The organism is Herbiconiux sp., from assembly GCF_023264855.1.
GTDB lineage: Bacteria > Actinomycetota > Actinomycetes > Actinomycetales > Microbacteriaceae > Herbiconiux.
This window is the reverse complement of record NZ_JAHFUW010000007.1, coordinates 65,025-87,168: the sequence shown is the minus strand read 5'-3', so window position 1 is coordinate 87,168 and position 22,144 is coordinate 65,025. Positions and strand designations below refer to the sequence as shown.

22 protein-coding genes are annotated in these 22,144 nt (G+C 69.9%); 12 read left to right on the top strand and 10 right to left on the bottom strand.

Annotated elements, in window-relative coordinates; translation table 11 throughout:
- The first annotated feature begins 28 nt into the window (after positions 1-28).
- From Q0D75_RS04730 to mutM, 5 genes are all read left to right on the top strand, one after another.
- Positions 29-970, top strand: a complete 942-nt coding sequence (locus Q0D75_RS04730; RefSeq protein WP_291049954.1) for a LysR family transcriptional regulator — start codon at positions 29-31, stop codon at positions 968-970.
- A 105-nt stretch (positions 971-1,075) separates the two neighbouring features.
- On the top strand, positions 1,076-1,570 hold the full coding sequence (locus tag Q0D75_RS04725) for a DUF177 domain-containing protein (protein ID WP_291050005.1): 495 nt from the start codon (positions 1,076-1,078) through the stop codon (positions 1,568-1,570).
- Between the two features lie 68 nt (positions 1,571-1,638).
- Complete coding sequence (gene rpmF, locus Q0D75_RS04720) at positions 1,639-1,842, top strand: 50S ribosomal protein L32 (protein ID WP_291049952.1); 204 nt, start codon at positions 1,639-1,641, stop codon at positions 1,840-1,842.
- A gap of 72 nt (positions 1,843-1,914) precedes the next feature.
- On the top strand, positions 1,915-2,658 hold the full coding sequence (rnc, locus tag Q0D75_RS04715; RefSeq protein WP_291049950.1) for a ribonuclease III: 744 nt from the start codon (positions 1,915-1,917) through the stop codon (positions 2,656-2,658).
- Positions 2,651-3,616: a bifunctional DNA-formamidopyrimidine glycosylase/DNA-(apurinic or apyrimidinic site) lyase gene (gene mutM / locus Q0D75_RS04710; RefSeq protein ID WP_291049948.1), complete on the top strand. Its 966-nt coding sequence runs from the start codon at positions 2,651-2,653 to the stop codon at positions 3,614-3,616. The genes rnc and mutM overlap by 8 nt, the downstream gene beginning before the upstream one ends.
- Before the next feature lie 12 nt (positions 3,617-3,628).
- Here mutM and Q0D75_RS04705 read toward each other — a convergent pair whose 3' ends face one another.
- On the bottom strand, positions 3,629-4,357 hold the full coding sequence (locus Q0D75_RS04705) for a YoaK family protein (RefSeq protein WP_291049946.1): 729 nt from the start codon (positions 4,355-4,357) through the stop codon (positions 3,629-3,631).
- A 235-nt stretch (positions 4,358-4,592) separates the two neighbouring features.
- Here Q0D75_RS04705 and Q0D75_RS04700 point away from each other — a divergent pair, with 235 nt between their 5' ends.
- Positions 4,593-5,699, top strand: a complete 1,107-nt coding sequence (locus Q0D75_RS04700) for an acetamidase/formamidase family protein (RefSeq protein ID WP_291049944.1) — start codon at positions 4,593-4,595, stop codon at positions 5,697-5,699.
- 83 nt (positions 5,700-5,782) lie between these two features.
- A complete protein-coding gene (locus Q0D75_RS04695) occupies positions 5,783-7,657 on the top strand; it encodes an AtzH-like domain-containing protein (protein WP_291049942.1) in 1,875 nt (624 codons plus the stop codon).
- A gap of 100 nt (positions 7,658-7,757) precedes the next feature.
- On the opposite strand, the gene Q0D75_RS04690 is transcribed toward Q0D75_RS04695, so the two are convergent.
- Entirely contained in the window at positions 7,758-8,954 is a 1,197-nt protein-coding gene (locus Q0D75_RS04690; RefSeq protein WP_291049940.1) for an acyltransferase, read from the bottom strand.
- Positions 8,955-9,151: 197 nt separating this feature from the next.
- Between Q0D75_RS04690 and Q0D75_RS04685 the strand changes: the two genes are divergently transcribed.
- From Q0D75_RS04685 to Q0D75_RS04675, 3 genes are read left to right on the top strand one after another with little or no spacing between them, the layout of a single operon-like run.
- A complete protein-coding gene (locus Q0D75_RS04685; RefSeq protein ID WP_291049938.1) occupies positions 9,152-10,342 on the top strand; it encodes an alanine--glyoxylate aminotransferase family protein in 1,191 nt (396 codons plus the stop codon).
- Positions 10,342-11,604 carry an allantoate amidohydrolase gene (locus tag Q0D75_RS04680; RefSeq protein WP_291049936.1) on the top strand — a complete coding sequence of 421 codons (1,263 nt, stop codon included), beginning with the start codon at positions 10,342-10,344 and terminating at the stop codon, positions 11,602-11,604. Before Q0D75_RS04685 ends, Q0D75_RS04680 begins: the two co-directional genes overlap by 1 nt.
- Positions 11,601-12,458 (top strand): MurR/RpiR family transcriptional regulator, encoded by an 858-nt coding sequence (locus tag Q0D75_RS04675; protein ID WP_291049934.1) that lies wholly within the window; start codon positions 11,601-11,603, stop codon positions 12,456-12,458. Before Q0D75_RS04680 ends, Q0D75_RS04675 begins: the two co-directional genes overlap by 4 nt.
- Before the next feature lie 234 nt (positions 12,459-12,692).
- Here the strand turns inward: Q0D75_RS04675 and Q0D75_RS04670 are convergent, their stop codons facing one another.
- Both Q0D75_RS04670 and Q0D75_RS04665 read right to left on the bottom strand, forming a co-directional pair.
- On the bottom strand, positions 12,693-13,343 hold the full coding sequence (locus tag Q0D75_RS04670; protein WP_291049932.1) for an NAD(P)-binding domain-containing protein: 651 nt from the start codon (positions 13,341-13,343) through the stop codon (positions 12,693-12,695).
- Positions 13,344-13,406: 63 nt separating this feature from the next.
- On the bottom strand, positions 13,407-14,021 hold the full coding sequence (locus tag Q0D75_RS04665) for a nucleotidyltransferase family protein (protein ID WP_291049930.1): 615 nt from the start codon (positions 14,019-14,021) through the stop codon (positions 13,407-13,409).
- 49 nt (positions 14,022-14,070) lie between these two features.
- Between Q0D75_RS04665 and Q0D75_RS04660 the strand changes: the two genes are divergently transcribed.
- Together Q0D75_RS04660 and uraH are read left to right on the top strand one after the other, a co-directional pair.
- The gene (locus Q0D75_RS04660) at positions 14,071-14,589 is read left to right on the top strand and encodes a 2-oxo-4-hydroxy-4-carboxy-5-ureidoimidazoline decarboxylase (RefSeq protein ID WP_291049928.1); all 519 of its coding nucleotides are present in this window, start codon (positions 14,071-14,073) and stop codon (positions 14,587-14,589) included.
- Between the two features lie 32 nt (positions 14,590-14,621).
- Positions 14,622-14,987: a hydroxyisourate hydrolase gene (gene uraH / locus Q0D75_RS04655; RefSeq protein ID WP_291049927.1), complete on the top strand. Its 366-nt coding sequence runs from the start codon at positions 14,622-14,624 to the stop codon at positions 14,985-14,987.
- Positions 14,988-15,366: 379 nt separating this feature from the next.
- Here uraH and pucL read toward each other — a convergent pair whose 3' ends face one another.
- From pucL to Q0D75_RS04625, 6 genes are all read right to left on the bottom strand, one after another.
- Positions 15,367-16,287: a factor-independent urate hydroxylase gene (pucL, locus tag Q0D75_RS04650; protein ID WP_291049926.1), complete on the bottom strand. Its 921-nt coding sequence runs from the start codon at positions 16,285-16,287 to the stop codon at positions 15,367-15,369.
- Positions 16,288-16,414: 127 nt separating this feature from the next.
- Positions 16,415-17,779 (bottom strand): allantoinase AllB, encoded by a 1,365-nt coding sequence (gene allB, locus Q0D75_RS04645; protein ID WP_291049924.1) that lies wholly within the window; start codon positions 17,777-17,779, stop codon positions 16,415-16,417.
- A 106-nt stretch (positions 17,780-17,885) separates the two neighbouring features.
- Positions 17,886-18,689, bottom strand: a complete 804-nt coding sequence (locus Q0D75_RS04640) for an ATP-binding cassette domain-containing protein (RefSeq protein ID WP_291049922.1) — start codon at positions 18,687-18,689, stop codon at positions 17,886-17,888.
- Entirely contained in the window at positions 18,686-19,681 is a 996-nt protein-coding gene (locus Q0D75_RS04635) for an ABC transporter permease (protein ID WP_291049920.1), read from the bottom strand. The genes Q0D75_RS04640 and Q0D75_RS04635 overlap by 4 nt, the downstream gene beginning before the upstream one ends.
- Before the next feature lie 73 nt (positions 19,682-19,754).
- Complete coding sequence (locus Q0D75_RS04630) at positions 19,755-20,795, bottom strand: substrate-binding domain-containing protein (protein WP_291049918.1); 1,041 nt, start codon at positions 20,793-20,795, stop codon at positions 19,755-19,757.
- Between the two features lie 198 nt (positions 20,796-20,993).
- Positions 20,994-22,088, bottom strand: coding sequence for a LacI family DNA-binding transcriptional regulator (locus Q0D75_RS04625; protein WP_291049916.1), 1,095 nt, complete (start codon positions 22,086-22,088; stop codon positions 20,994-20,996).
- Between the last annotated feature and the right edge of the window lie 56 nt (positions 22,089-22,144).

The window sequence follows — 22,144 nt, the reverse complement described above, 5'->3', positions numbered from 1 at the left end:
TTCTGCAGCTACGGTGTAGAGTCGCTACATGGACGTACGTCGGTTAGAACTGCTGCGCGAACTCGCCGAGCGAGGAAGCATCACCGAGGTCGCTCGCGCGACCCACCGCACCCCGTCGGCGGTCTCGCAGCAGCTGCGCGTGCTCGAGCGCGAGGCCGGGCTGCCGCTGACCGAGAAGGCCGGCCGCGGCATCGTGCTGACGGATGCCGGGCGTGCCCTCGCACGCAGCGCCGCCGATGTGGCCGTGGCCATCGAGCACGCCAATGCGCTGTGGGACGAGTTCCGCAACGACCCGACCGGCGAGGTGTCGCTGGCCACCTTCCCGACCGGCGGGCAGATGCTGCTGCCGGGAACCGTGAAGCGATTGGACGCGATCGGCGGGCTCACCCTGCACTGCTCGGATCGGGATCCCGAGAGCGACGACTTCCCGGCGCTCACGGCCGACTTCGACATCGTGCTGGCGCACACGGCCTCACCCGCGGCCATGAACTGGCCCTCGAACGAGATCACGGTCGTGAAGTTGATGACCGAGCCGCTGGACATCGCTCTGCCGCCCGGGCATCCGCTGGCTTCGAAAGAGCTGCTCGACCCCGAAGACCTGATCGGCGAACGCTGGATCGGCGTGCCCTGGGGCTACCCGTTCGAGAAGGCCATCCAAGACATCTCGACCGCTGCCGGCACGCCCATGAATGTGGTGCAGCGCTTCGGCGACACCCGGGTGACCGAAGCCTTCGTGGCGAACGGTCTCGGCATCGCCATCCTGCCCTGCTACACGGCCGGTGGCGCCTACCGCAGCGAGATCGTGCTGAAGAACCTGCGCGGTGTCGTCTCCGAACGCCACATCTTCGCGCTCATCCGTCCCGACCGCGCCGAGCGCCTCGCCGTCCGCACGGTCGTCGACGCACTCCGAGCCGAGGCCGACGCGGTGGTCGCCGCCAACGCCCACCGCAACCCGCCCTACCCGGCCTGACGCCGCCTCGGTGTCCGGGAACTCGGGTAGGATCTCGTAGTGAGCACATTCAAGAAGACCCCTTACACGGTCAACGTGCGCGACCTCCTCCACAAGCCGGGGGAGATGCGCGAGCACTCCTTCGACGTGGCGGTGAAGGAGAAGCTGGGCGAAGGCCTGGTGGCCGTTCAGGCCGGTGAAGAACTGCATGTCGACGTGCGTCTGGAGTCGGTGCACGAGGGCATTCTGGTGAGCGCCGAGGTCTCCAGTGAGGCCGACGGCGAGTGCGGGCGCTGCCTGCGCGAGATCACTCTGCCTGTAGAAGTCGAATTCCAGGAGCTTTTCGCGTATTCTTCTGACGAAGCTTTCGATCACGAAGTTCACGACGACCATGTCGACCTAGAACCTCTGATCAGGGATACGGTGGTTTTGTCGCTGCCGTTCCAGCCGGTGTGCACGCCGGATTGCCCAGGCCTCGACCCGGTGACGGGCGAGCGACTGGCCGATCAGCCGGCGGCCCCTGCACCCGAAGCGATCGATCCGAGATGGTCGGCGCTGGCCGGACTGAGTCAGTCCGGAAATGTGGCAGCTTCCAAAGACACGGACTCCGACGAAAACTAGTCGCGGGTCCACGAACCCCGGCCGTGTGCGGAACAGCGCAGGGCAGGCCGAGAAGAAGAGAGAAAATCATGGCGGTTCCGAAGCGGAAGCAGTCACGCTCCAACACCCACGCGCGTCGTTCGCAGTGGAAGGCCGAGGTCCCCACGCTCGTCAAGACCATCGAGAACGGCAAGACCACCTACAGCCTCCCGCACCGCGCGAAGGTCGTCGAAGACTCCGCGGGCACCCCGCTGTTCATGGAGTACAAGGGCCGCAAGGTCGCCGACATCTGATCAAACCCTCACGAGCTCGCGCAGGTGACTTCGCGAGCGTGATGGCTGCGGTCTTACTGAAAGGTGCGATCCGTGTCTTCTGACTACACCGAAGACCGATCGCACCTTTTGGCGACCCTGCAGATCGACCTCGACGCCGACCTGCTCGATCTCGCGCTGACGCACCGCTCGTACTCCTACGAGCACGGCGGCATCCCCACCAACGAGCGCCTCGAGTTCCTCGGCGACTCGATCCTCGGTCAAGCCGTCACGGTGATGCTCTACACGACGTTCACGGCGCTCGACGAGGGGGAACTCGCCAAGCGCCGGGCCTCGCTCGTGTCGACCGTGGCGCTCGCCGAGATCGCCCGGACCATCGGACTCGGGGCGTATCTCAAGCTCGGTCGCGGCGAAGAGCTCACGGGAGGCCGCGACAAGGCCTCCCTGCTCGCCGACACCATGGAAGCGCTGATCGGCGCCACCTATCTCGATCAGGGCCCGGATGTCGCGACCGCACTCGTGCTGAGGCTCGTGTCGCCGCTCGCGAACGATCCTCTGCGGTTCGGCATCTCGATGGATCCGAAGACCTCCCTCCAGGAGCGGGCGGCTCAGCTCGGGTACGAGGCTCCGGTCTACGAGATCCAGGAGAGCGGGCCCGATCACCGCAAGACCTTCGAGGCCACCGTGTCGGTGCGTGCGGTGTCCGACGGATCCACGGTCGCCGCCTCGGGCAGCGGGTCGAGCAAGAAGCAGGCCGAGTCGCTCGCCGCCGCGGCCGCGTTCGCACTGCTCGGCGGTTCCGCGGGCACTCCCGCAGGTACCGGATCCGGTGCCTGAGCTCCCCGAAGTCGAGGTCGTTCGTGCCGGCCTCGAGCCCGCCGTCTCGGGCGCGCTGATCACGGGCGTCGAGGTGTTCGACCAGCGGTCGCTCAAGAGGCACAGTCCACTCGAGGGGTCGTTCGAGGCCCTGCTGACCGGGCGCCGGATGCTCGCGGCGGGTCGCCGCGGCAAGTTCCTCTGGTTCCCGCTGTCGGCGCCGGAGACCGCCGAGGCCGGCTCCCACCCCGATGCCGTCGAGCGCGCTCTCGTCGCTCACCTCGGCATGAGCGGGCAGGTGCTGCTGCGCACGCCGGGCGTCGAAGAAGACGGGCTGCTGCGCATCCGGCTGCAGATCGAGCATCCGGAGCACGGGGAGTTCTGGGTGAACTTCGTCGACCAGCGCATCTTCGGGTCGATGGCCGTCGACCGGTTGCTGTCGACACCCGACGGCCAGCCCGGCGGGTACTTCGGGTTCGGAGCCGCGGATGACGTCGAGGCCTGGCGGGCGCGCGTGCCGTCGCAGGTCGCGCACATCGCGCGCGATCCGCTCGACCCCGCCTTCGACGACGGGCGCTTCTTCGCCGCACTCGGGCGCAAGCGCACCGGGATCAAGCGTGCCCTGCTCGACCAGACCCTGGTCTCGGGCATCGGCAACATCTACGCCGACGAGTCGCTCTGGGCGGCGCGCCTGCACTACGAGTACCCGTCCGACAAGCTGGCCCGACCGCGGATGCGCGAGCTCCTCGCCGAGGTGCGGATCGTGCTCGAGAAGGCCCTGGCGGAGGGCGGCACCAGCTTCGACGCGCAGTACGTGAACGTGAACGGCGCTTCGGGGTACTTCTCGCACAGCCTGAATGCCTATGGTCAGCAGGGCAAGCCCTGCACCCGGTGCGGCACGCCGATCGTGCGCGAGCAGTTCATGAACCGCTCGTCGCACCTCTGCCCGCGCTGCCAGCGGCCCTTCCGCGCCCGCTGACCGAATCGTCTCTCAGGCGGCGGTCTCGGCCGGGGCCGGGGCGGATGCCGGCGCGGGGGTGTGCTTCACGTGGGCGGCGATGTGGCCGAGCAGGGCGGCGATCAGCGTGATGAGGGCCGCGACGGCCACGCCCCACCCGATGTGCAGCATGAGCAGGAGGGCGCCCACGCCGGCGCCCGCGGCGATCAGCACGATCGCGGCCGCCCGGCGGAACCAGGGCTGGCCCTTGCCGCCGGCGAGCCGCGAGTCGGCCGCGAATCCGGTGATCGTCGAGGTGACCACCACGGTGGTGACGTCCTTCACCGCGATGTGCCGGGCCGTGGCCGCCTGCAGCCCCATCGCCGTGGCGAGGAAGACCGTGATGATGAGCTCCCAGGGCTGCGGCGGCTTGCCGTTCATCACGAAGAGGGCGATCGCGAGCCCGGCGAGCACGGCGCCGACGACGGCGAAGAGCCAGGTGGTGCGCGTTGCCCAGCCGGCCTTGACGGGGCGCAGCACCCGGCCGCCGATGACGGCGCCGAGCATGAAGGCGAACAGCGCGAGCAGCGGGCCGACCCAGGGCAGGTCGTCGGCCCCGGCGAGGGCCATGCCGAGGATGACGACGTTGCCGGTCATGTTGCCGGCGAACACCTTGTCCAGGCCCAGGTAGCCCACCGCATCCACGACCCCGGTGGAGAAGGTGAGGGCGAGCATCAGCCCGAGGTGCAGGTTGTCGCGCTTGGCGCGGAGTCTGGTGAGCACTGTCGTTCCCGTCGATGAGTTGTGTGAATCAAAGCCGATGCACGTTTCCGCCATGTAAAAGATTTCCGCGACGATTCCGGATGGATCCCGGAAAGATCCCGCGCGGCCGTGCCGACACTGCCCTGAAACGGTAGCCGCTCGGTCGGGGCCCGTGCAAACGGGCGCTACTCTCGGGTTGTCGGCGCGCCTACGGAACGCCCTGTTGCGCCGACAGCACGTGAAGGAGGGAGACCGGATGTCGATGTCGGCCGCACTGCAGCCCGGCGCGGGGGAGATCCGCGCCACCGAATACCTCGCGGCGACCCGCGACAACGTGCTCTGGGGCCGGCTGCCCTGCGCGAGCGACCGCGCGGTGCTCGAGATCGATCCCGGCACCGAGGTGACGATCGACACCATCAGCCACGAGGGCATCCTGGAAGACCAGGGGCGGAATCCGGCGGCGTTCTTCGCGGGGCACGGCATCGAGCGCGACTTCGTGCTCTCGGACGCGATCGGGCTGGCGGCATCCGATTACCCGCGTCACGCCTCGGACGGGCCGCACGTGGTCACGGGCCCGATCGCGATCCGTGGCGCGCGTCCGGGCGACCTGCTCAAGATGACCGTGCTGGAGACCACCCCGCGTGTGCCCTACGGCGTCATCTCGAACCGGCACGGCAAGGGCGCGCTGGTGGGCGAGCTTCCGCTCGGCCCCGACACCGTGAGCGTGTTCGCCGAGGTGCTCGACACGCTCGAGGGCACCCGCATCGGCGCCCTTCCGCTGGTGCCCGGCGGCGAGCCCGTCGTGCGCTTTCCGCTCGCGCCGTTCCTCGGCATCATGGGGGTGGCGGTGTCGGGCGACCAGCGCCCGCACTCGGTGCCGCCGGGAGCCCACGGCGGCAACATCGACATCAACGTGCTGACCGTCGGATCGGCGCTGTACCTTCCCGTGCAGGTGCCCGGGGCGCTCGCCTACGTGGGCGACCCGCACTTCGCCCAGGGCGACGGCGAGGTGGCTCTGACCGCGATGGAGGCCTCGCTGCGGGTGACCGTGCGGTTCGACCTGCTCACGCGATCGGATGCCGAGACCGAGTTCGGTGCGATCGCCGGACCGATGGCCGAGACGAGCGAGTTCTTGGTGCCCACCGGCATGGACGAAGACCTCGACGTGGCCGTGCAGAACTGCGTGCGCGCCGCGCTCGCGCTGCTGGAGGCGCGCTACGGCATGGACCGCACGCTCGCCTACGCCTACCTCAGCGCCGCCACCGACTTCAACATCTCGCAGGTCGTCGACATCGTGAAGGGCGTGCACGCACGCATCCGGGTGTCGGACTTCGCGGGGGTGCGCTCGAGCGCAGCGCGCTGAACGACTGCGCCGCGGAGCCGTCGAACGCCGAAGACGACCACAGGATGCGACCATCGGTCGCCAGGACCAGGAGAGAAACCGCCATGCCCGAGCACGCCATCCCGGCCGGAGTGACCACGATCGACGGCGCGCTGGAGCCGGCGGCCCTCGACGAGCTGCTGTCCGCCTTCCGTGCCTACGAGAGCGCTCTGATGTCCAACGACCTCGAGGTGCTCGACCGCTCGTTCGCGCCGGGGCCGTCGACTCTGCGGGGCGATGCCGCGGGGCTGCTCGTGGGGCACGACCGGATCAGCGCGTTCCGGGGGCTGCGTGGGGGCCTGCCGCCGCGGGTGATCACCGAGGTGCACCTGCGGGTGATCGGCCCGGAGGCGGTGCTGATCGTGTCGGTGAGCGCTCCGGTGAAGGGCGGCTCGGGTCTGCAGACCCAGCTGTGGGAGCGTCGGGACGGGGCGTGGGTGATCTCCGCCGCGCACGTGCACGGAGCGCCGCCGGCGATCAACGGATCGGTGTGGCGGGTGGCCGGGGTGCCGCTGGTGCCGGCGCTGCCCATGAGCACCGCCGGTGCGGGGGAGGATTCCGACGGCGCCGAGCCGCGTGCGCTCGAGGGCATGACGGTGGCGGTGAAAGACCTCTACGCGGTGGCGGGCTTCGCCATCGGCGCCGGCATCCCGCAGTACCTCGCCGAGGCGCCGGTGCAGACGCAGGACGCCGCGGCGGTGGCCGCCCTTCGGGCAGGGGGAGCCGCCCTGCAGGGCATCGCCCAGACCGACGAGTTCGCCTACAGCATCGCCGGGCGCAACGTGCACTACGGCACCCCGCCGAACGCGGCGGTGCCCGGGGCGATCTCCGGAGGATCCTCGAGCGGGCCGGCGGCCGCGGTCGCCCTCGGCCAGGCCACGATCGGGTTGGCGACCGACACCGCGGGCTCGATCCGGGTGCCGGCCTCGTACAACGGTCTCTGGGGTCTTCGCACCTCGCACGGCGCGGTGAGCGCCGACGGTCTGCTGCCGCTCGCACCGAGCTTCGACAGCATCGGCTGGCTGACGCGATCGGCGGCCGCACTGCGGGCGGCCGCGGAGGCGTCGTTCGCGGGCGCGCCCGGAGCGACGGCCGTGGCCGGAGTCGCGAGCGCAACGGATGCGCGCTCGGGTGTGAGCGCGGATGTGGGCGCGAGTGCGGGTTCGGGCTCGGGCGCGCGTGCGGGCTCCGGCGCGAGTGCGGGTGCAGGGTCCGGTGAGGGTGCGGGTGTGGCTACGGGTGCGGGGTCCGGTATGCGTGCGGGGTCTGGTGCGAGTGCGGGCTCCGGGGACACGAGGGATGAGGCATCCGGTGGCCCGGGTGCCGTGCTCGACGCGCGATACGTGGTCGACCCGGCCCTGCTCCAGGGCTGCGACGCCGCGGTGAGCGCCGCCTTCACCGGGCTCGTCGAGGGACCTCGATCGTTGGAGCTCTTCGGTGCGATCGAGCTGGTCGACCTCGGCGACCTCGACGCGGTGTTCGCCGCCTTCCGGACGGTGCAGGCCGCCGAGGCCTGGCGTGAGCACGGGTCCTGGATCACCACGCACCCCGGCGTGCTCGGACCGGACATCGCCGAGCGATTCGACGTGGCCTCCTCGGTGGATGCCGACGCCGAGGCCGCCGGGCGCGCCCACCTGGCCGAGGCCCGCGCCCGGCTCGACTCCGTGCTCGGCGGGCGCATCCTGCTGCTTCCTTCGGCCTCGTCGGCGGCACCTGCGCTGAACGCGCCCGCCGAGTCGATTGCGGACGTGCGAGCGGCAACTCTGCGGATGACCTCGGTCGCCGGCACGGGAGGATACCCCGCCGTCTCGGCCCCCGTGCTCTCGGTGCCCGCTCCGGGCGGCCGCGCCCCGCTCGGCCTCTGCCTCGTCGGCCCGCGCGGATCCGACCTCGCCCTCATCGACGTGGCCGCGCGCCTCGCGGAGGCCCTGCGCTCCTGAGGCGCGTCAGGCCGCCTGCGCCGACCCGTCAGCTCGTGCCGTTCTGGGGTGCCGAAAGCGGGGATCTCTGCCGGGTCGCCGCAGCCCCGCGCCCGACCCGTCAGCTCGTGCCGTTCTGGGGTGCCGAAAGCGGGATATCCTGCCGGGTCGGCGCAGGGCTGCGGCGAAGCGACTGCGAGAAGCGATGAGCGGGGCGCTCGACGAAGCGCGCGAACAGGGCGGCGGCGGGAAAGCAGAGCAGCAGCGCGATCAGCACCGTGCTGGGTGCCGTGCCGAACAGTCGCACCGCACCGACCAGAATCGGCTCGTGCACGAGGTAGATGCTGAACGAGATCGCGCCGAGCCAGTGCAGCGGGCGACTCGTGAACACTCTGATCAGCACCGGGGCCAGGCCCACCAGAACCACGACGAGCGTGACCCCGGCCAGAGCGGATGCCGTGTCGACGATGGTGAGCCAGCCGGCATCGAGCCCGCTGCCGCGGAGGATCGATCCGAGCGAGCACAACGCGACCGCCAGGGCGATCCCGGCGGCCATGACGAACGTGGCGGCCAGCGTTGGAATCGGGGTGGAGCCCGACGGCGTGGTTGGTGTCGGGTGGTCCCGTATCCGTCGCCCGCCCTTGCTACGGAGCCGGCGAGCGAGCGCGCTCAGCCGCGGCCAGCCGAGCGCGAGCGCGACTCCGATCGCGAACATCGGCAGATAGAGCAGGATCTCCGAGCCGATGCACGCGCCGAGCGTCGCCAGGGCGATCCCCAGTCCGACCCCGGCGACCGGCGGCACGCGCCGCAGCACGGTGATGTACAGCACGAGCAGCAGCGAGAACAGCACCTCCCACTGCAAGGTCCAGAGCGGGGAGAGCGTGCCGCTGGTGCCCGCGACCAGGGTGGCGTCGGCGACCAGCCCGGCCGGTGTGATGCCGGGCGGGTGAGCGTCGATCCACTGCCCGAGGCCCAGGTTCGCGGCGCGCGGCACGATCAGGATGCTGAGCGCCGTGAACGCCAGCGCCGCCCACACCGGGATATACAACCGGGCGAGGCGCGACAACAGATAGGCGCCGTAGTCGAAACCGGGCCGACCGGTGGCGAAGCGGGTGAGCACGAGCCCGGAGAGCACGAAGAACAGCCAGACCGCCTTGTTGCCGACCGTGCCCACGCCCTCGGAGAGCTGATGCAGGCCCGGCAAGGCGAGCGCGGGGTCGGCCAGCAGGATCAGGCGGGCATGCCCGAGCACCACCGTGAGCGCGGCGAGCCCGCGCAGGCCGTCGAGGGACGGCAGCCTCGTAATCGTGGTGGGCATGACCGGAGAGACTACCAGAAACTGAGGAAAACTCGCACGCGACCATCGTTCGGTGAGGGGCTCTGGATGCCGCCCTGCCGAAACACGCGTGAAACGTCCGTTTCGTAGACTGGTGGCGAAGAAACAAACTTTTCGGACCATCCCCGCGAGGAGACGACATCATCAGCCAGCCGATCAACCCGCCGCCTCGCCTTCTGATGGGCCCCGGCCCGATCAACGCCGACCCCCGCGTGCTGCGCGCCATGTCGGCGCAGCTGGTGGGTCAGTACGACCCGGCGATGACCGCCTACATGACCGAGACCATGGGGCTGTACCGCGAGGTCTTCAAGACCGCCAACGAGCAGACCCTCCTGATCGACGGCACCAGCCGGGCCGGCATCGAGGCGGCCATCGTCTCGCTGGTCTCGCCGGGCGACCGTGTGCTCGTTCCGGTCTTCGGCCGCTTCGGGCACCTGCTGCGCGAGATCGCCGAGCGGGCGGGCGCCGAGGTGCACGTGATCGAGCGCGAGTGGGGCACCGTGTTCACGGTGGCCGAGATCGAGGAGGCCGTCATCCGCACCAAGCCGGCCCTGCTGGCGGTCGTGCACGGCGACACGAGCACGACGGTGGCGCAGCCGCTCGAGGGGCTCGGCGAGCTGTGCGAGAAGCACGGTGTGCTGTTCTACACCGATGTCACCGCGAGCCTCGCCGGCAACGCCTTCGACACGGATGCCCTCGGTCTGGACGCCGTGACCGCCGGGCTGCAGAAGTGCCTCGGCGGGCCCTCCGGATCGGCTCCCGCCACCTTCTCCGCGAAGGCGGTGGCCGTGATCGAGAGCCGCAAGAGCATCGAGGCGGGCATCGCCGGCGACTCGTCCGAGATCCGCGAGTCGCGCATCCGTTCGAACTATTTCGACCTGGCCATGATCTTCGACTACTGGGGCGAGAAGCGCCTGAACCACCACACCGAGGCCACCACCATGCTCTACGGCGCGCGCGAGTGCGCCCGGCTGTTGGTGGAGGAGGGGCTGGATGCGGCCGTCGAGCGGCACCGCCTGCACGGCGCGGCCATGCTGGCCGGCGTGCAAGGGCTCGGTCTCGAGGTGTTCGGGGATCTCGCCGTGAAGATGAACAACGTCGTCGCGGTACGCATCCCCTCGGGTGTGAACGGCGATGCCGTTCGCGGCGAACTGCTGGAAGACTTCGGGATCGAGATCGGCACCTCGTTCGGGCCGCTGCACGGCAAGGTCTGGCGCATCGGCACCATGGGCTACAACGCGCGCAAGGATGCCGTGCTCACGACGCTCGCCTCGCTCGAGCAGGTGCTGCGGCGGCAGGGGGCATCCGTCACGGCCGGCGGAGGAGTCGGAGCCGCGTACGACGTGTACAGCGACGGGTCGGTGGCCTGATGGCCGCCGTCGAGGTGCCCGAGGTGCCCGCGACGACCACCGCGGAAACACTCCTCGCCCGCTGCGAGGAGCTGGCTACGCACAGCTCCCTGCCCGACGGGCTGATCGAGCGCGTGTACCTCTCGAAGGAGCACGCCGAGGTCAACGCCATCGCCGCCGAGTGGATGCGTGCCGCCGGCATGAGCACCTGGCAGGATGCGGCCGGCAACCTCTGCGGCCGGCTCGAGGGTGCGACACCCGGCCTGCCGGCGCTGCTGCTCGGCAGCCACCTCGACACCGTGCCCTCGGCGGGAAAGTACGACGGCATCCTGGGCGTGCTGACCGCGATCGCCGTGGTGGAGCGGCTTCACGCCTCCGGGCGCGCCGCGACCCTGCCGTTCGCGGTGGAGGTCGTCGCCTTCGCCGACGAAGAGGGCACCCGCTTCGGCCGGGCCCTGCTCGGCAGCCGCGCCTACGCAGGAACCTGGGACGACGCCTGGTGGGAGCTCCGCGGCGAAGACGGCGTGACCCTGCGCGAGGCCTTCGTGGAGTGGGGGCTCGACCCCTCGACGATCGGCGACGCCGCCCGCAAGCGCTCGGACTTCGTGGGCTACCTCGAGGCCCACATCGAGCAGGGGCCGTACCTCGAAGACGAGAACAAGGCGCTCGGCATCGTCTCCTCGATCGCCGGCGCCCGCCGCTTCCTGGTGACGGTGATCGGCCGCGCCGGGCACTCCGGCACCCCGTACGAGCGACGCCGCGACGCGCTCGCCGGGGCCGCGGATGCGATCATCGCCATCGAGCGGATCGCGCGATCCGCTCAGCTCATTGCAACCGTGGGGCACCTCGAGGTGTTCCCGGATGCGGTGAACGTCATCCCGGGCAAGGTCGAGTTCAGCCTCGACCTGCGCGGTGAGTACGACAGTGAGCGCGACCGCATCTGGACGGTCATCCAAGACATGCTGTCGGACATCTGCCGGCAGCGCCGGCTGCGCTGGGAGAGCGTCGAGACGCACTCGGCGCCCGCCGCGGTGTGCAGTGCGCGGCTGCGCGGCGTGATCGCCGAGGGCATCCGCTCGACCGGCGACCGGCGACCGATGTCGCTGTTCTCCAAGGCCGGCCACGACGCCATGGCGATCGCCGAGATCGCCGAGATCGGGATGCTGTTCGTGCGCTGCGAGGGCGGCGTGAGCCACAATCCCGAGGAGCGGGTGACGGCATCCGATGTGGCGGCCACGATCGACGCCTTCGAGCAGGCCGTGCTGGCACTGGCGAGGTCATGACCATCGAAGCCGCCGCGGGCGCCTCGATGAACATCGGCCAGCGGATCGACCGCTCGTACGGCGAGCTGTCGCCGCAGGAGCAGCGGGCGGCCGACTTCATCCTCGACCACCTCAGCGACCTGGCGATCTACTCGGGAACCGAGCTCGCGCAGCGCAGCGGTGTGTCGAAGGCGACGGTGTCGCGGCTGTTCCGCCGGCTCGGCTTCGAGAACGCCCAGGAGGTGCGGGAGCACGCCCGCTCGCTGCGGTCGCTCGGCGTTCCGGTGGGGGGATCCTCGCCCGGGGCATCCGCTGATCTGTCGGCGCATCTCGTGCGCGAGGTGGAGAACCTGCGGCGCTGCCTGGATGCGCTCGGTCCGCAGCGGCTCGAGCAGGCGACCGAGCTGCTGGTGCGCAGTCGCAGCGTGACCGTGGTGGGCCTGCGCAACAACTTCGCCCTCGCACTGCACCTGCGCGAGCAGCTCGCGCAGGGCCGCGCCGGCGTGCACCTGGCGCCGCAGCCGGGGCAGACGATCGCCGAGGAGTTCGCGGAGCGGGATGCGCGCGACGTGGCCGTGGTGTTCGCCTTCCGGCGGCGCACCTCGGGCTTCGGACGGCTCGTGGCCGGGATCGCCGCGCAAGGTGTGCCGATCATCCTGATCGGCGACCCCTCGGCCCGCCGCTACTCGGAGTTCGCCGCGGTCTGGATCGAGTGCCCCATCGACAGCGTCTCGCCCCTGGACAGCTACGCCAGCGCCATGAGCGTCGTGAACGTGCTCTCCTCGAACACCTTGGCCGCGCGCCCCCGCGACTCCCGAACCCGCATAGCCGCGATCAACGGCCTCTACGACGCTCTCGGTGAACTAGAGCTGTAGTTTGGTGCGGGTCGCGCCGGTGAAGCTGCGGGACGGCACCCGAAGTCTCAGGCCGTACTCGCCGACCCAAGGTGAGCGTGTGGCCGAACGTCCCGACCGCAGGCCGGGTCGTTCGACCGCGCGCTCACATGTCGCCCGGCGCCGGGCAGGGACCGGCGCCGCCCGGTCACGCCGAGCGAAGCCCGGCGCGACCGGCAGCTAGCACCAGCCCGGCGCCGGCCAGCACTCTTTCCTCTATCGCGCTGCCTCGGCGAGCTTGGCCACGGCTTCCGTCGCGTTCATGCGCACCACATACGCCGGGCGGTCGCGCTCGAAGCGCCAGCCTTCGGAGAGGGGGCCGGCGTCGACGGCGTCGAAGCCGAACTCGTCGAGCAGGGTGGTGACCGTGGCCTTCGCGGCGGCGTCGTCGCCGGCGATCGGGAGGGCGCGGCGATCGTCGGTACCCGCAGGCGATCCGCTGGTCGTCAGGTCGGCGGCCATGATGTTGTTGAAGGCCTTGACGACGGTGGCCTCGGGCGCGTGCGCCTGCAGCATCTCGGAGACTGTGGTGCGCCCCTCGTCGAGCTCGGGGATGCGGCCGTCGCGCTCGAAGTAGTAGTTGTTCGTGTCGATCACGAGCTTGCCGGCCAGAGGAGCGGCGGGCACCTGGCGGTAGTTCTTGAGCGGCACCGTGACCACCACGAGGTCGCCGGCGGCAGCGGCCTCGGCAGCCGTGGCGGCGTAGGCCTGGGGGCCGAGTTCGGCGACGAGGTCGGCGAGCGTCTCGGGACCGCGCGAGTTGCTGATGACGACGCGGTAGCCGTGCGCGACCGCGAGGCGCGCGAGCTGACTGCCGATGTTGCCGGCGCCGACGAGTCCGATGGTGGTGAGTCCTGTAGCTGTCATGCCTTCAGTCAACGCCGTCGTGCCGACGATACTTCCGGAATGCAACGAAATCGCTGCGGATGCTCAGCCCGGCGTATCCACGTCGTCGCCACCACCGAGGTCGGTGCAGTCGACGATCCGCACGTCGTGTGCCAGCAGATAGGGGCGGGCTCCGGTGTCGCCGTGCAGGTGCTTGAGCAGCGGCGCGAGGTGCGCCGCGCCCAGGAACACCGGATGCCCGGGCCGGCCGTCGTAGGCCGCCTGGAGGAGGGCCGATGCCGGGCTCGGTTGGGCGGAACCCCGCGCGGCCGCCAGCACACGCCGCACCGCGGGCGCTCGCAATCCGGGCAGGTCGACCAGGGAGACGAGGGCGGCGAACCCCGGCTCGGCCTGTACCGCGCGGATCCCCGCGCGAAGCGAAGCGCTCTGGCCCCGCGCCCACTCGTCGGCGATCGTCACCGTGACGCGGGCGCGGAGATCGGCGGGTATCAGCGATTCCGCCTCCGGTGCGGCACCGAGCACCACGACGACCCGCTCGCAGCCGCCCTCGCGCAGCACCCGCACGCCGCGCGCTAGCCACGGTTCGCCATCGTCGTCGATCACGAGCGCCTTCGGCGTGCCCATCCGTCGACCGGCACCGGCGGCGAGCAGTATGCCGACGGCATCCGGAGCCGCATCACGGGTGGGACGGATGCTCATGACCTCATCGTAGGAGTCCCGCACTCGAGCGCCGCCCTAAGCTGGAATCATGGCGGAACCCACTGCAGCCCCAGACGGATCGGACGTTCGCTCGGCCACGGTCGCCGGCCTTCGGGGGGCGCTCTTCTCGTGCCTCGGCGTCGACCGGTTCGCCGACGAGGTGGCGGCTGCGGCCCCGTTCGGGTCGAACGCCGAGCTGCTCGCTCTTGCCGACCGCGTGGCATCGTCGCTGACCCCGGCCGAGGTCGACGCCGCCCTCGCGCACCATCCGCGCATCGGTGAGCGCGCCACCGGTGAGGGGCGCTCACAGGCCTTCAGCCGCTCGGAGCAGTCGGCCGCCGAGGCCTCCGACGCGGGCCTGGCCGAGGCCATCGCCGCCGGCAACGCGGCCTACGAGGCGCGCTTCGACCGCGTGTTCCTCATCCGTGCCGCCGGCCGCGATCGAGCCGAGATCCTCGTGGAACTCACCCGCCGCCTCGAGCTCGACGATGCCGCAGAAGCCGCCACCGTGGCATCCGAACTCCACGACATCACGATGCTCCGCCTCCAGCAGCTCTACCCCGCCTGAACTCCACCGACCCCACCACCCCGGGAGCCCACATGAACGCCGCCGCAGCATCCGGTACCGAGCGCAGCCACGTCACCACCCACGTTCTGGACTCCACCATCGGCAGGCCCGCGGCCGGGGTTCCGGTGATCCTCGAGCACGACGAGGTGGGCAACTGGGTGATGATCGGGGCGGCGGAGACGGACGCGGACGGGCGCGTGAACGCGCTCGGTCCGGTCGAGCTCGCCGCCGGGCGGTACCGCGTGAGCTTCGACACGGCCACCTACTTCGCCGAGCAGGAGGTGAACGCCTTCTACCCGGAGGTGCAGATCACCTTCCAGCTGCACGACACGGCCGCGCACTACCACGTGCCCCTGCTGCTCAGCCCCTTCGCGTACTCCACCTACCGCGGCAGCTGAGCTGTGTTTGTCGCACGAGAGGCCTCTCGCCTGCGGCGAGGGGCCTCTCGTGGTCGCGCCGGTCCCCGCCCGGCGCGAGGCGACATGTTCGGGTGCGGTCGCTGACGCGGCCATGCCCTCACTCTGGGTCGTCGATTATGGCCTGAGACTGGCCGTTCGAACTGGGCTCTGAGACTGGGCGCTAGGACGGGGGACTGCGACCGGGCGCTCGAAAGAGGGCTCTGCAACCGGACGGGCGGGGTGGGTGCGGTTCGAAAAGGCTGCAAATCAGGCAGAGCGGGGCCGTATACGGGGTCGGTCTGCGTTATTTGCAGCTTTTTGAACCGGACGGGGGTGGGTGAGGCATCAGTGCCCGCGGGCGGCGAGGGGCGTTCGGCGGCTAGGCGAAGCCGCCGGCGATGGTCCAGGCCGGGCCGGCGGGGGGCGCGTCGTCACGGAGGACCGAGGCCTGGATGAGGCCGTAGGGGCGGTCGTCGGCGTTGAAGACCTCGTTGTCGTTGGCGACACCGAAGGGGGAGAGGTCGTAGAGGAAGTGGTGCTTGTTCGGCGCCGACATCCGGATCTCGGCCAGGAAGGGGTAGGCCTCGAGCACGGCCTTGCCCATCTCGTAGAGGGTCTGCTGCAAGGCGAGCGAGTGCAGGGTGGCGAACACCTCGATCATCGTCTGCTTGATGCCGGTGTAGGTGGCCTCCCAGTCGAGGTCGGCCCAGCTGCCGTCGGGGGAGGTGAAGCGCCACTGCGCCACCAGGGAGGTGGCCATGATGCGGTCGTTCGTGGGCTGCAGCAGCGTGTACGAGTCTTCGAGGAAGTCGCTGAACTCGCTCCCGGTGGTCTTCAGCAGCACCAGCTCCTTGAAACCGCCGATGATCCAGGTCTGCTGCTCGGAGCCCTTGCCCTCGATCGTGATGGCGGCCGTGCGCACCTCCTGGCCCTTGCGCACGAAGGTGAAGTCGTGCTCCGAGCCGCCGACCACGGCACGCTCCCAGGCGTACTCCTCGATCTCGATCCGGGCGCCGGAGACGGGCTCGACGTCGTCGACGAAGTGCCGCGCCAGGGTGAGGCCGTAGGACTCGATCGAGGTGAGGCCCTTCTCCTTCGCGTAGGAGTAGGCGGTCTGCTTCTGCGTGTCGGTGGGGAGCACCGAGCTCTGGTCGCCGACCAGGTGCGCGGCGTCGAAGGAGCCGCGGAGGGCGGTGGAGACGTTGACGTCGTGGATCTCGTGCCGGGGCGAGTCGCGGTAGATCCGCACGATGCGGTTCTCCGCCTTGCCGTACTGGTGCGGGCCGAGGACGATTGCCATGCTCTCCTACTCACTGCGCGACGGGACGGTGCGGGTGCGCGCGCCTCCAGTCTGGTGTCTGCAGGCAGGCCGGAAGAGCGGATGCGGCCCCCGGCATCCGGAATTTACGTCCAATTTACGTACGGACTCAGTCGCTGGAACGCACCAGCAGCCGGCCCTGGGGGAGGCGCGCGGGATCGGCGGCGCCGAGCACGTGCACGACCGATCCGGCGAGCCAGGTGGTGTGCACCACGCCGTGCAGAGTACGCCCGTCGTAGGCCGTGACCTTGTTCTTGTGCTCGAGGGTCTCGGCGTGCACGGCGAACGACTCCTCGGGGGCGAACGCGACGAGATCGGCGTCGGCGCCGAGGGCGATCGACCCCTTCCGCTCGCCGAGCCCCACGAGGGCGGACGTGTTCACCGCCATCCAGCCGAGCACGCGCTCGAGCGGGATGCCGCGCTCGCGCGCCGCCGTCCAGACCGCGGGGAACGCCAGCTGCAGCCCCGAGATGCCGCCCCAGGCCTCCTGGAAGTCGCCGTCGCCCGCGAACTTCAGCTCGGCCGTCGACGGCGAGTGGTCGGAGGCGATCAGGTCGATCGTGCCGTCGAGCAGCGCCTCCCAGAGCAGATCGCGGTTGCCTTCGTCGCGGATCGGCGGGCAGCACTTGAACTGCGTCGCGCCGTCGGGGATGTGCTCGGCCGCGAAGCTGAGGTAGTGCGGGCAGGTCTCGACCGTGAGCGGCAGCCCCTCGGCCTTCGCCGCCCGGATCTGCGCAAGGGCCCGGCCGCTGGACAGGTGAAGGATGTGCGCCCGCGCCCCCGTGGCCCGCACGCCCTCGATGACGTGCGCGATGGCATCCTCTTCGGCGAGCTCGGGGCGCGAGGCGACGAAGGCGAGGTAGTCGGGCCCGCCGTCGGCCGGTGCCTCGTCGAGCACCTCCGGGTCTTCGGCGTGCACGATCAGCAGGCCGCCGAAGCCGGCGATCTCCTCGAGCGCGGCGCGCAGTTGCGCGGAGGAGAGATGCGGGAACTCGTCGACGCCCGAGGGGGAGAGGAAGGCCTTGAACCCGAACACACCCTCGTTCCAGAGCGGCTCGAGCGCTCCGAGGCTGGACGGGATCGCCCCGCCCCAGAACCCCACGTCGACGCTCGCCTGCGGAGCCGCCGCCTCGCGCTTCACCGCCAGCCCGTCGACCGTCGTGGTGGGCGGGATGCTGTTCAGCGGCATGTCGACGATGGTGGTGACCCCGCCCGCGGCCGCGGCCCGCGTGGCGGTGGTGAACCCCTCCCACTCGGTGCGGCCCGGCTCGTTGACGTGCACGTGCGTGTCGACGATGCCGGGCACGAGCACCTGGCCGTCGGGAAGGGTGACGGTCTGGTGCGCCGGCACCTCTTCGTCGTACTCGGCGATCGCCGCCACCACGCCCTCGCGCACCGCGATGGTGGCCTCTCTCCACTCCCCGTCGACGAACACCGATCGGGCACGGATCGCGAGGTCGTATGGAAGTGTCATGGCGGCTCCAGAGGTCGGGGTGATGTCGCTGCTCCAGCCTAAACGCGCGCGGGTGGGCCACACGCTCGTTCGTCCGCGGGTGAGCCGTACCCTCCCCGGCCGAGGCCTAACCCGCCAGCTGGATCGCTCCGGTCACCATGCCCACCAGCTCCTCGTTGGTGACGTCGACGGTGCGGGTGCCGCCGACCACCTGGCCGGCGCGCATCACCCAGACCTGCGAGGAGAGCCGCTTCACCTGCTCGAAATTGTGCGACACGATGAGAACGGTCTGTCCCTGGTCGACGGTGCGCTTGATCAGCGCCTCCACCTGAGCGGTCTCGCGCAGCCCGAGCGCGGCGGTCGGCTCGTCGAGGATGATCATCCCCTTGGCCCACATCACGCCGCGCGCGATCGCCACGGCCTGGCGCTGGCCGCCCGACAGCCGCTTCACCGAGTTGGTGATGGACGGCACGGTGACGGCGAGATCCTCCACCAGGGTCTTGGCCTGCTTCTTCATCTCCTTGCGGCGCAGGAACTTGAACGGGCCGACGCGGCGCACGAGCTCGCGGCTCATGAACATGTTCTGCCAGACGGAGAGCTGGTCGGAGAGCGCGAGATCCTGGTAGACGGTCTCGATCCCGCCCTCGCGGGCGTCGTCCGGGTTGCGGAAGTGGGCGACCTCGCCGTCGATGATGATCTCGCCGCCATCCGGAACGTAGAGCCCGGTGAGGCACTTCACGAGGGTCGACTTGCCCGCACCGTTGTCGCCGACGATGGCCGTGACCTCGCCTTTGCGCACCGTGAGGTTGGCACCGCGGAGGGCGACGATGCTGCCGAAGAGCTTCTCGACGTCGCGGACTTCGACCTTGATGTCGCCGGCGCCGGTCGCGCCGTTGTCGAACGAGCTGCGGGAGCGGGTGTTGTCCGTCATTTGCGGCCTCTCATGAGTGTGGCGGCGGCGATCACGACGATGCCGATGACTAGGGGGGAGTAGAAGGCGCTCACGCCCAGCAGGGTCAGGCCCGACTGGAGGAACGTGAGCAGGATGGCGCCGAGCACGGGGCCGATGATGGTGGCGCGACCACCGAAGAGGCTGACGCCGCCGAGCACGACCGCGGCGATCGCCTTGAGCAGGTAGTCGGTGTTCGCGGCCGGCTGGCTCGAACCGATGTACGAGGTGAGCAGCACCGCCGCGACCCCGCCCATCGTGCCGCAGAGCATGTAGCCGGCGAGCTTGATGCGAGCGACCTTCAGGCCCATCGCCTTGGCCGCGTCGGCGTTGTCGCCCACGGCGAGCAGATGCGTGCCGAACCGCGTGTGGAACAGCACGACGTGCAGGATCACCGCGATCCCGATCGCGATCAGGATGTTGTACCGGATGCCGAACAGCGACTGCGTGCTGATGAAGGTGAGCGCGGGCTCCCGCATCTGCACGGGAACGCCCGTCGACAGGATGAGGGCCAGTCCCATCACGAGGCTCAGTGTTCCGAGCGTCACGATGAAGTCGGGGATCCTCACCCAGCCGACGAAGACACCGTTGAAGGCGCCGACGGCGACGCCGGTCGCGATGGCGACCAGCACGCAGACGATGAGCGGCCAGCCCTGCTGGTAGGCCAGACCCATGGTCACGCTGCCGAGGGCGACGGTGGCCGCCAGGGAGAGATCGATCCCGGCGAGGGCCACCGCGAAGGTGGCCCCCAGCGCGAGGACGACGGGGATCGTCGAGTCCGCCAGCATCCCGCTCAGGTTGGCGGCGGTGAAGAAGCGCGGCGAGGCGATCGAGAACAGGATGACGATGGCGAGCAGCGCCACCGGTGCGGTGGCCTTCGCCCACACCTCCTCGGTTCCGAATCTCTTCGCCAGCCCCTTCACGCGGCCGGACCGGCGTGCGGGAAGCAGGGGTGTTCGTGTTTCAGCGGTCATCGGTGATGATCCCGTCTAATCGATGTCTGTTCGAAGCGTGTTCAGTGAGTGGTCGCGCGGGTTCGGATGCGGATCACTCGAACGGGTTCGGCACGTCGAAGCCGGCCGGCGGCGCGGGCAGCGCTTCCAGGGCCGCCTCGGCGTTCTCCGAGGTGACGATCAGGACAGGGGTCTCGACCGTCTCCGGGATGGTCTTGCCGGAGATCGCGGCCTCGCAGGCCTGAACCGACTGCACGCCCATCAGGTAGGGGAACTGCTCGATCGCGGCGGGCTGGCCGCCGGCCACGATGTCCTTCAGTTGGTCTTCGGTTCCGTCGATGCCGACCACCGCGACCTTGCCCTTCATGCCCTCCTCCTCGACCGCCTGCTGGATGCCCATGGCCATGTCGCCGGACGGGGTGAAGAAGCCCTTGATGTCGGGGTTCGCGCGGAGGATGGTGGCGGCGGCGCTCTTGGCCTTCGCCTTGTCGAAGTCGGCGGCCACCGTCTGCGTCACGGTCAGGGTGCCGTCGACCGAGTCCTCGAAGCCCTTGAGGCGAGCGATGTTGCCGGGGTCTCCGACGAGACCGCCGATGATGGCCACCTGGCTGTCGGCGGCGACGAGATTCATCATGGCCTCGCCGCCGGCTGCGCCCGCGGTCTCGTTGTTGGTGCCCACGTAGGTGGTGACCGTCACCCCGGCGTCCTTCGCCGCGTCGAGGTCGATGGGCAGATCGAGGTTCACGATCGGGGTGCCGGCCTGCGACACCGGGACGAGCGAGGTGAGCAGGTTGGTCTGGCTGGTGGGGTTCACCACGTAGCAGTCGTAGCCCGCGGTGACGAGCGAGTTGAGCTTGTTGGCCTGGCCCGAGTCGTCGGTGACGTTCTCGGCGGCGACCACGGTGAGGTCGATCCCCGCGTCGTCGGCCGCCTGCTGGGCGCCTTTCGCCATGGCACCGAAGTAGGTGTTGTCCAGCGGCTTGATCACGAATGCCACACGGGGTGCGGCGCTGTCACCGCCGTCGGTGCTCGACGCAGTGGTGCCGGCCGAGCATCCGGCCAGACTGACCGCTAGAATCGACACTGCTGCGGTAGCAGCCGTGCGGATGGTGCGCTGACGGGTGAGCTTATTCATCGTCTCATCTCTCCTTTGAGTGGTGACTTGCGTGGGGTGGGTTTCGCTTTTCGGCGTTCGACGCAGGGTCGGTCGCGGCTGTTTCATTCGACTGGTGCAGCCGCGACCGGCTTGGTGTGTTCGGTTGTCTTCTTGTGGTGCTGCCACACGGCGGCGTCACGCCGGGCGGAGGTTCTCGGGGTCAGGTGGCCGGGTGGATCATCGTGGCGGGGCCGTGCCCACCATCAACGGTGAGGTCGAGAGCGGGACGCATCCGCAGGTCGTGCCGTACTCGATGTCGAGGTCGACCGTGACGGTGCGGGGAGGCAGGGTCGGATCGCTGATCCGCTCCTGCAGCAGCTGCATCGCCCGGGCGGCCACCGTCGAGACCGGGACCACCGCCTGGGTGGGCTGGAGGCCCGTCACGGTCGCCTCGCCGATCGAGTCGATGGTGGTGACGATGACGTCTTTCGGGATGCGCAGGCCGAGCCGGGCGATCGCGGCCATCGCGCCCCAGAACATCCGGTTGTTGGTGGTGAACACGCCGAACGGGGGAGTGAGCGTTCGGAAGAGCGCATAGGCGCCGGCGGCGGCATCGTCGGGCGTGGTGTGCCCGTTGGTGATGAACGTCTCCAGCCCTGCCTGCTTCAGGATGCGGCTGTAACCCGTCTGGCGTTCGCGCACGTTGGAGATCGAGAGGTCGCCGGCCACGATCGCCACCTGCTTCATGCCGTGGTGGTTGACCATGTGCGCCACGAGGGTCTCGGCCGCCTTGCGGTTGCTCGCCATCACGTGGTCGGCCTTGCCGCGCACCGAGGGCACGGTGCGGTCGACGATGACGGTGGGGATCTCCATCACCGCATCCGGGAGGCTGGGCGCACCGCACGGCAGCACGATCAGCCCGTCGACGCGCTGCTGGCGGAAGGTGCGGAGGTATCGCTCCTCCTGGGCCTGCTCTTCGTCGGAGTCGCCGAGCAGGAGCGTGGGGCTGCTCGGCGAGAGCCGCTCCTCGATCGCCCGGGTGAGCAGGGCGAAGAAGCCGTTGCGCACATCCGGGATGATGAGGCCGATGAACCCCGACTTCTTGGAGCGCAGACCGCTGGCGGCGGCGTCGCCGACGTAGCCGAGCTCGTTGACGGAGCGGGTGACGCGCTCGCGCATCGCGGCGGTGACGTACGGCTCGTTGTTCAGCACGCGCGACACGGTCTTCGACGAGACACCGGCGTGCTTCGCGATGTCGACCAAGCGCGAGGGCTTACGCAGCCCGCTCGGGTTCAGCGGGTCGCTCAGGGCAGGTGCATCCTTGTCATCCACAGTCCACAGAGTAGCTTTTCTGACACCGTTGTCAAGATCGTGGACATCCGAGCAGG

Excerpts from the sequence above, each read along its gene's own strand:
- rpmF (WP_291049952.1), top strand. The coding sequence starts at position 1,639 with ATGGCGGTTCCGAAGCGGAAGCAGTCACGCTCCAACACCCACGCGCGT.
- Q0D75_RS04630 (WP_291049918.1), bottom strand. The coding sequence starts at position 20,795 with ATGAATAAGCTCACCCGTCAGCGCACCATCCGCACGGCTGCTACCGCA.
- pucL (WP_291049926.1), bottom strand. The coding sequence starts at position 16,287 with ATGGCAATCGTCCTCGGCCCGCACCAGTACGGCAAGGCGGAGAACCGC.
- Q0D75_RS04640 (WP_291049922.1), bottom strand. The coding sequence starts at position 18,689 with ATGACGGACAACACCCGCTCCCGCAGCTCGTTCGACAACGGCGCGACC.
- Q0D75_RS04635 (WP_291049920.1), bottom strand. The coding sequence starts at position 19,681 with ATGACCGCTGAAACACGAACACCCCTGCTTCCCGCACGCCGGTCCGGC.
- Q0D75_RS04680 (WP_291049936.1), top strand. The coding sequence starts at position 10,342 with ATGGCCGCCGTCGAGGTGCCCGAGGTGCCCGCGACGACCACCGCGGAA.
- Q0D75_RS04675 (WP_291049934.1), top strand. The coding sequence starts at position 11,601 with ATGACCATCGAAGCCGCCGCGGGCGCCTCGATGAACATCGGCCAGCGG.
- allB (WP_291049924.1), bottom strand. The coding sequence starts at position 17,779 with ATGACACTTCCATACGACCTCGCGATCCGTGCCCGATCGGTGTTCGTC.
- Q0D75_RS04725 (WP_291050005.1), top strand. The coding sequence starts at position 1,076 with ATGCGCGAGCACTCCTTCGACGTGGCGGTGAAGGAGAAGCTGGGCGAA.
- Q0D75_RS04660 (WP_291049928.1), top strand. The coding sequence starts at position 14,071 with ATGGCGGAACCCACTGCAGCCCCAGACGGATCGGACGTTCGCTCGGCC.
- Q0D75_RS04730 (WP_291049954.1), top strand. The coding sequence starts at position 29 with ATGGACGTACGTCGGTTAGAACTGCTGCGCGAACTCGCCGAGCGAGGA.
- Q0D75_RS04665 (WP_291049930.1), bottom strand. The coding sequence starts at position 14,021 with ATGAGCATCCGTCCCACCCGTGATGCGGCTCCGGATGCCGTCGGCATA.
- Q0D75_RS04690 (WP_291049940.1), bottom strand. The coding sequence starts at position 8,954 with ATGCCCACCACGATTACGAGGCTGCCGTCCCTCGACGGCCTGCGCGGG.
- uraH (WP_291049927.1), top strand. The coding sequence starts at position 14,622 with ATGAACGCCGCCGCAGCATCCGGTACCGAGCGCAGCCACGTCACCACC.
- Q0D75_RS04670 (WP_291049932.1), bottom strand. The coding sequence starts at position 13,343 with ATGACAGCTACAGGACTCACCACCATCGGACTCGTCGGCGCCGGCAAC.
- Q0D75_RS04700 (WP_291049944.1), top strand. The coding sequence starts at position 4,593 with ATGTCGATGTCGGCCGCACTGCAGCCCGGCGCGGGGGAGATCCGCGCC.
- Q0D75_RS04695 (WP_291049942.1), top strand. The coding sequence starts at position 5,783 with ATGCCCGAGCACGCCATCCCGGCCGGAGTGACCACGATCGACGGCGCG.
- Q0D75_RS04685 (WP_291049938.1), top strand. The coding sequence starts at position 9,152 with ATGGGCCCCGGCCCGATCAACGCCGACCCCCGCGTGCTGCGCGCCATG.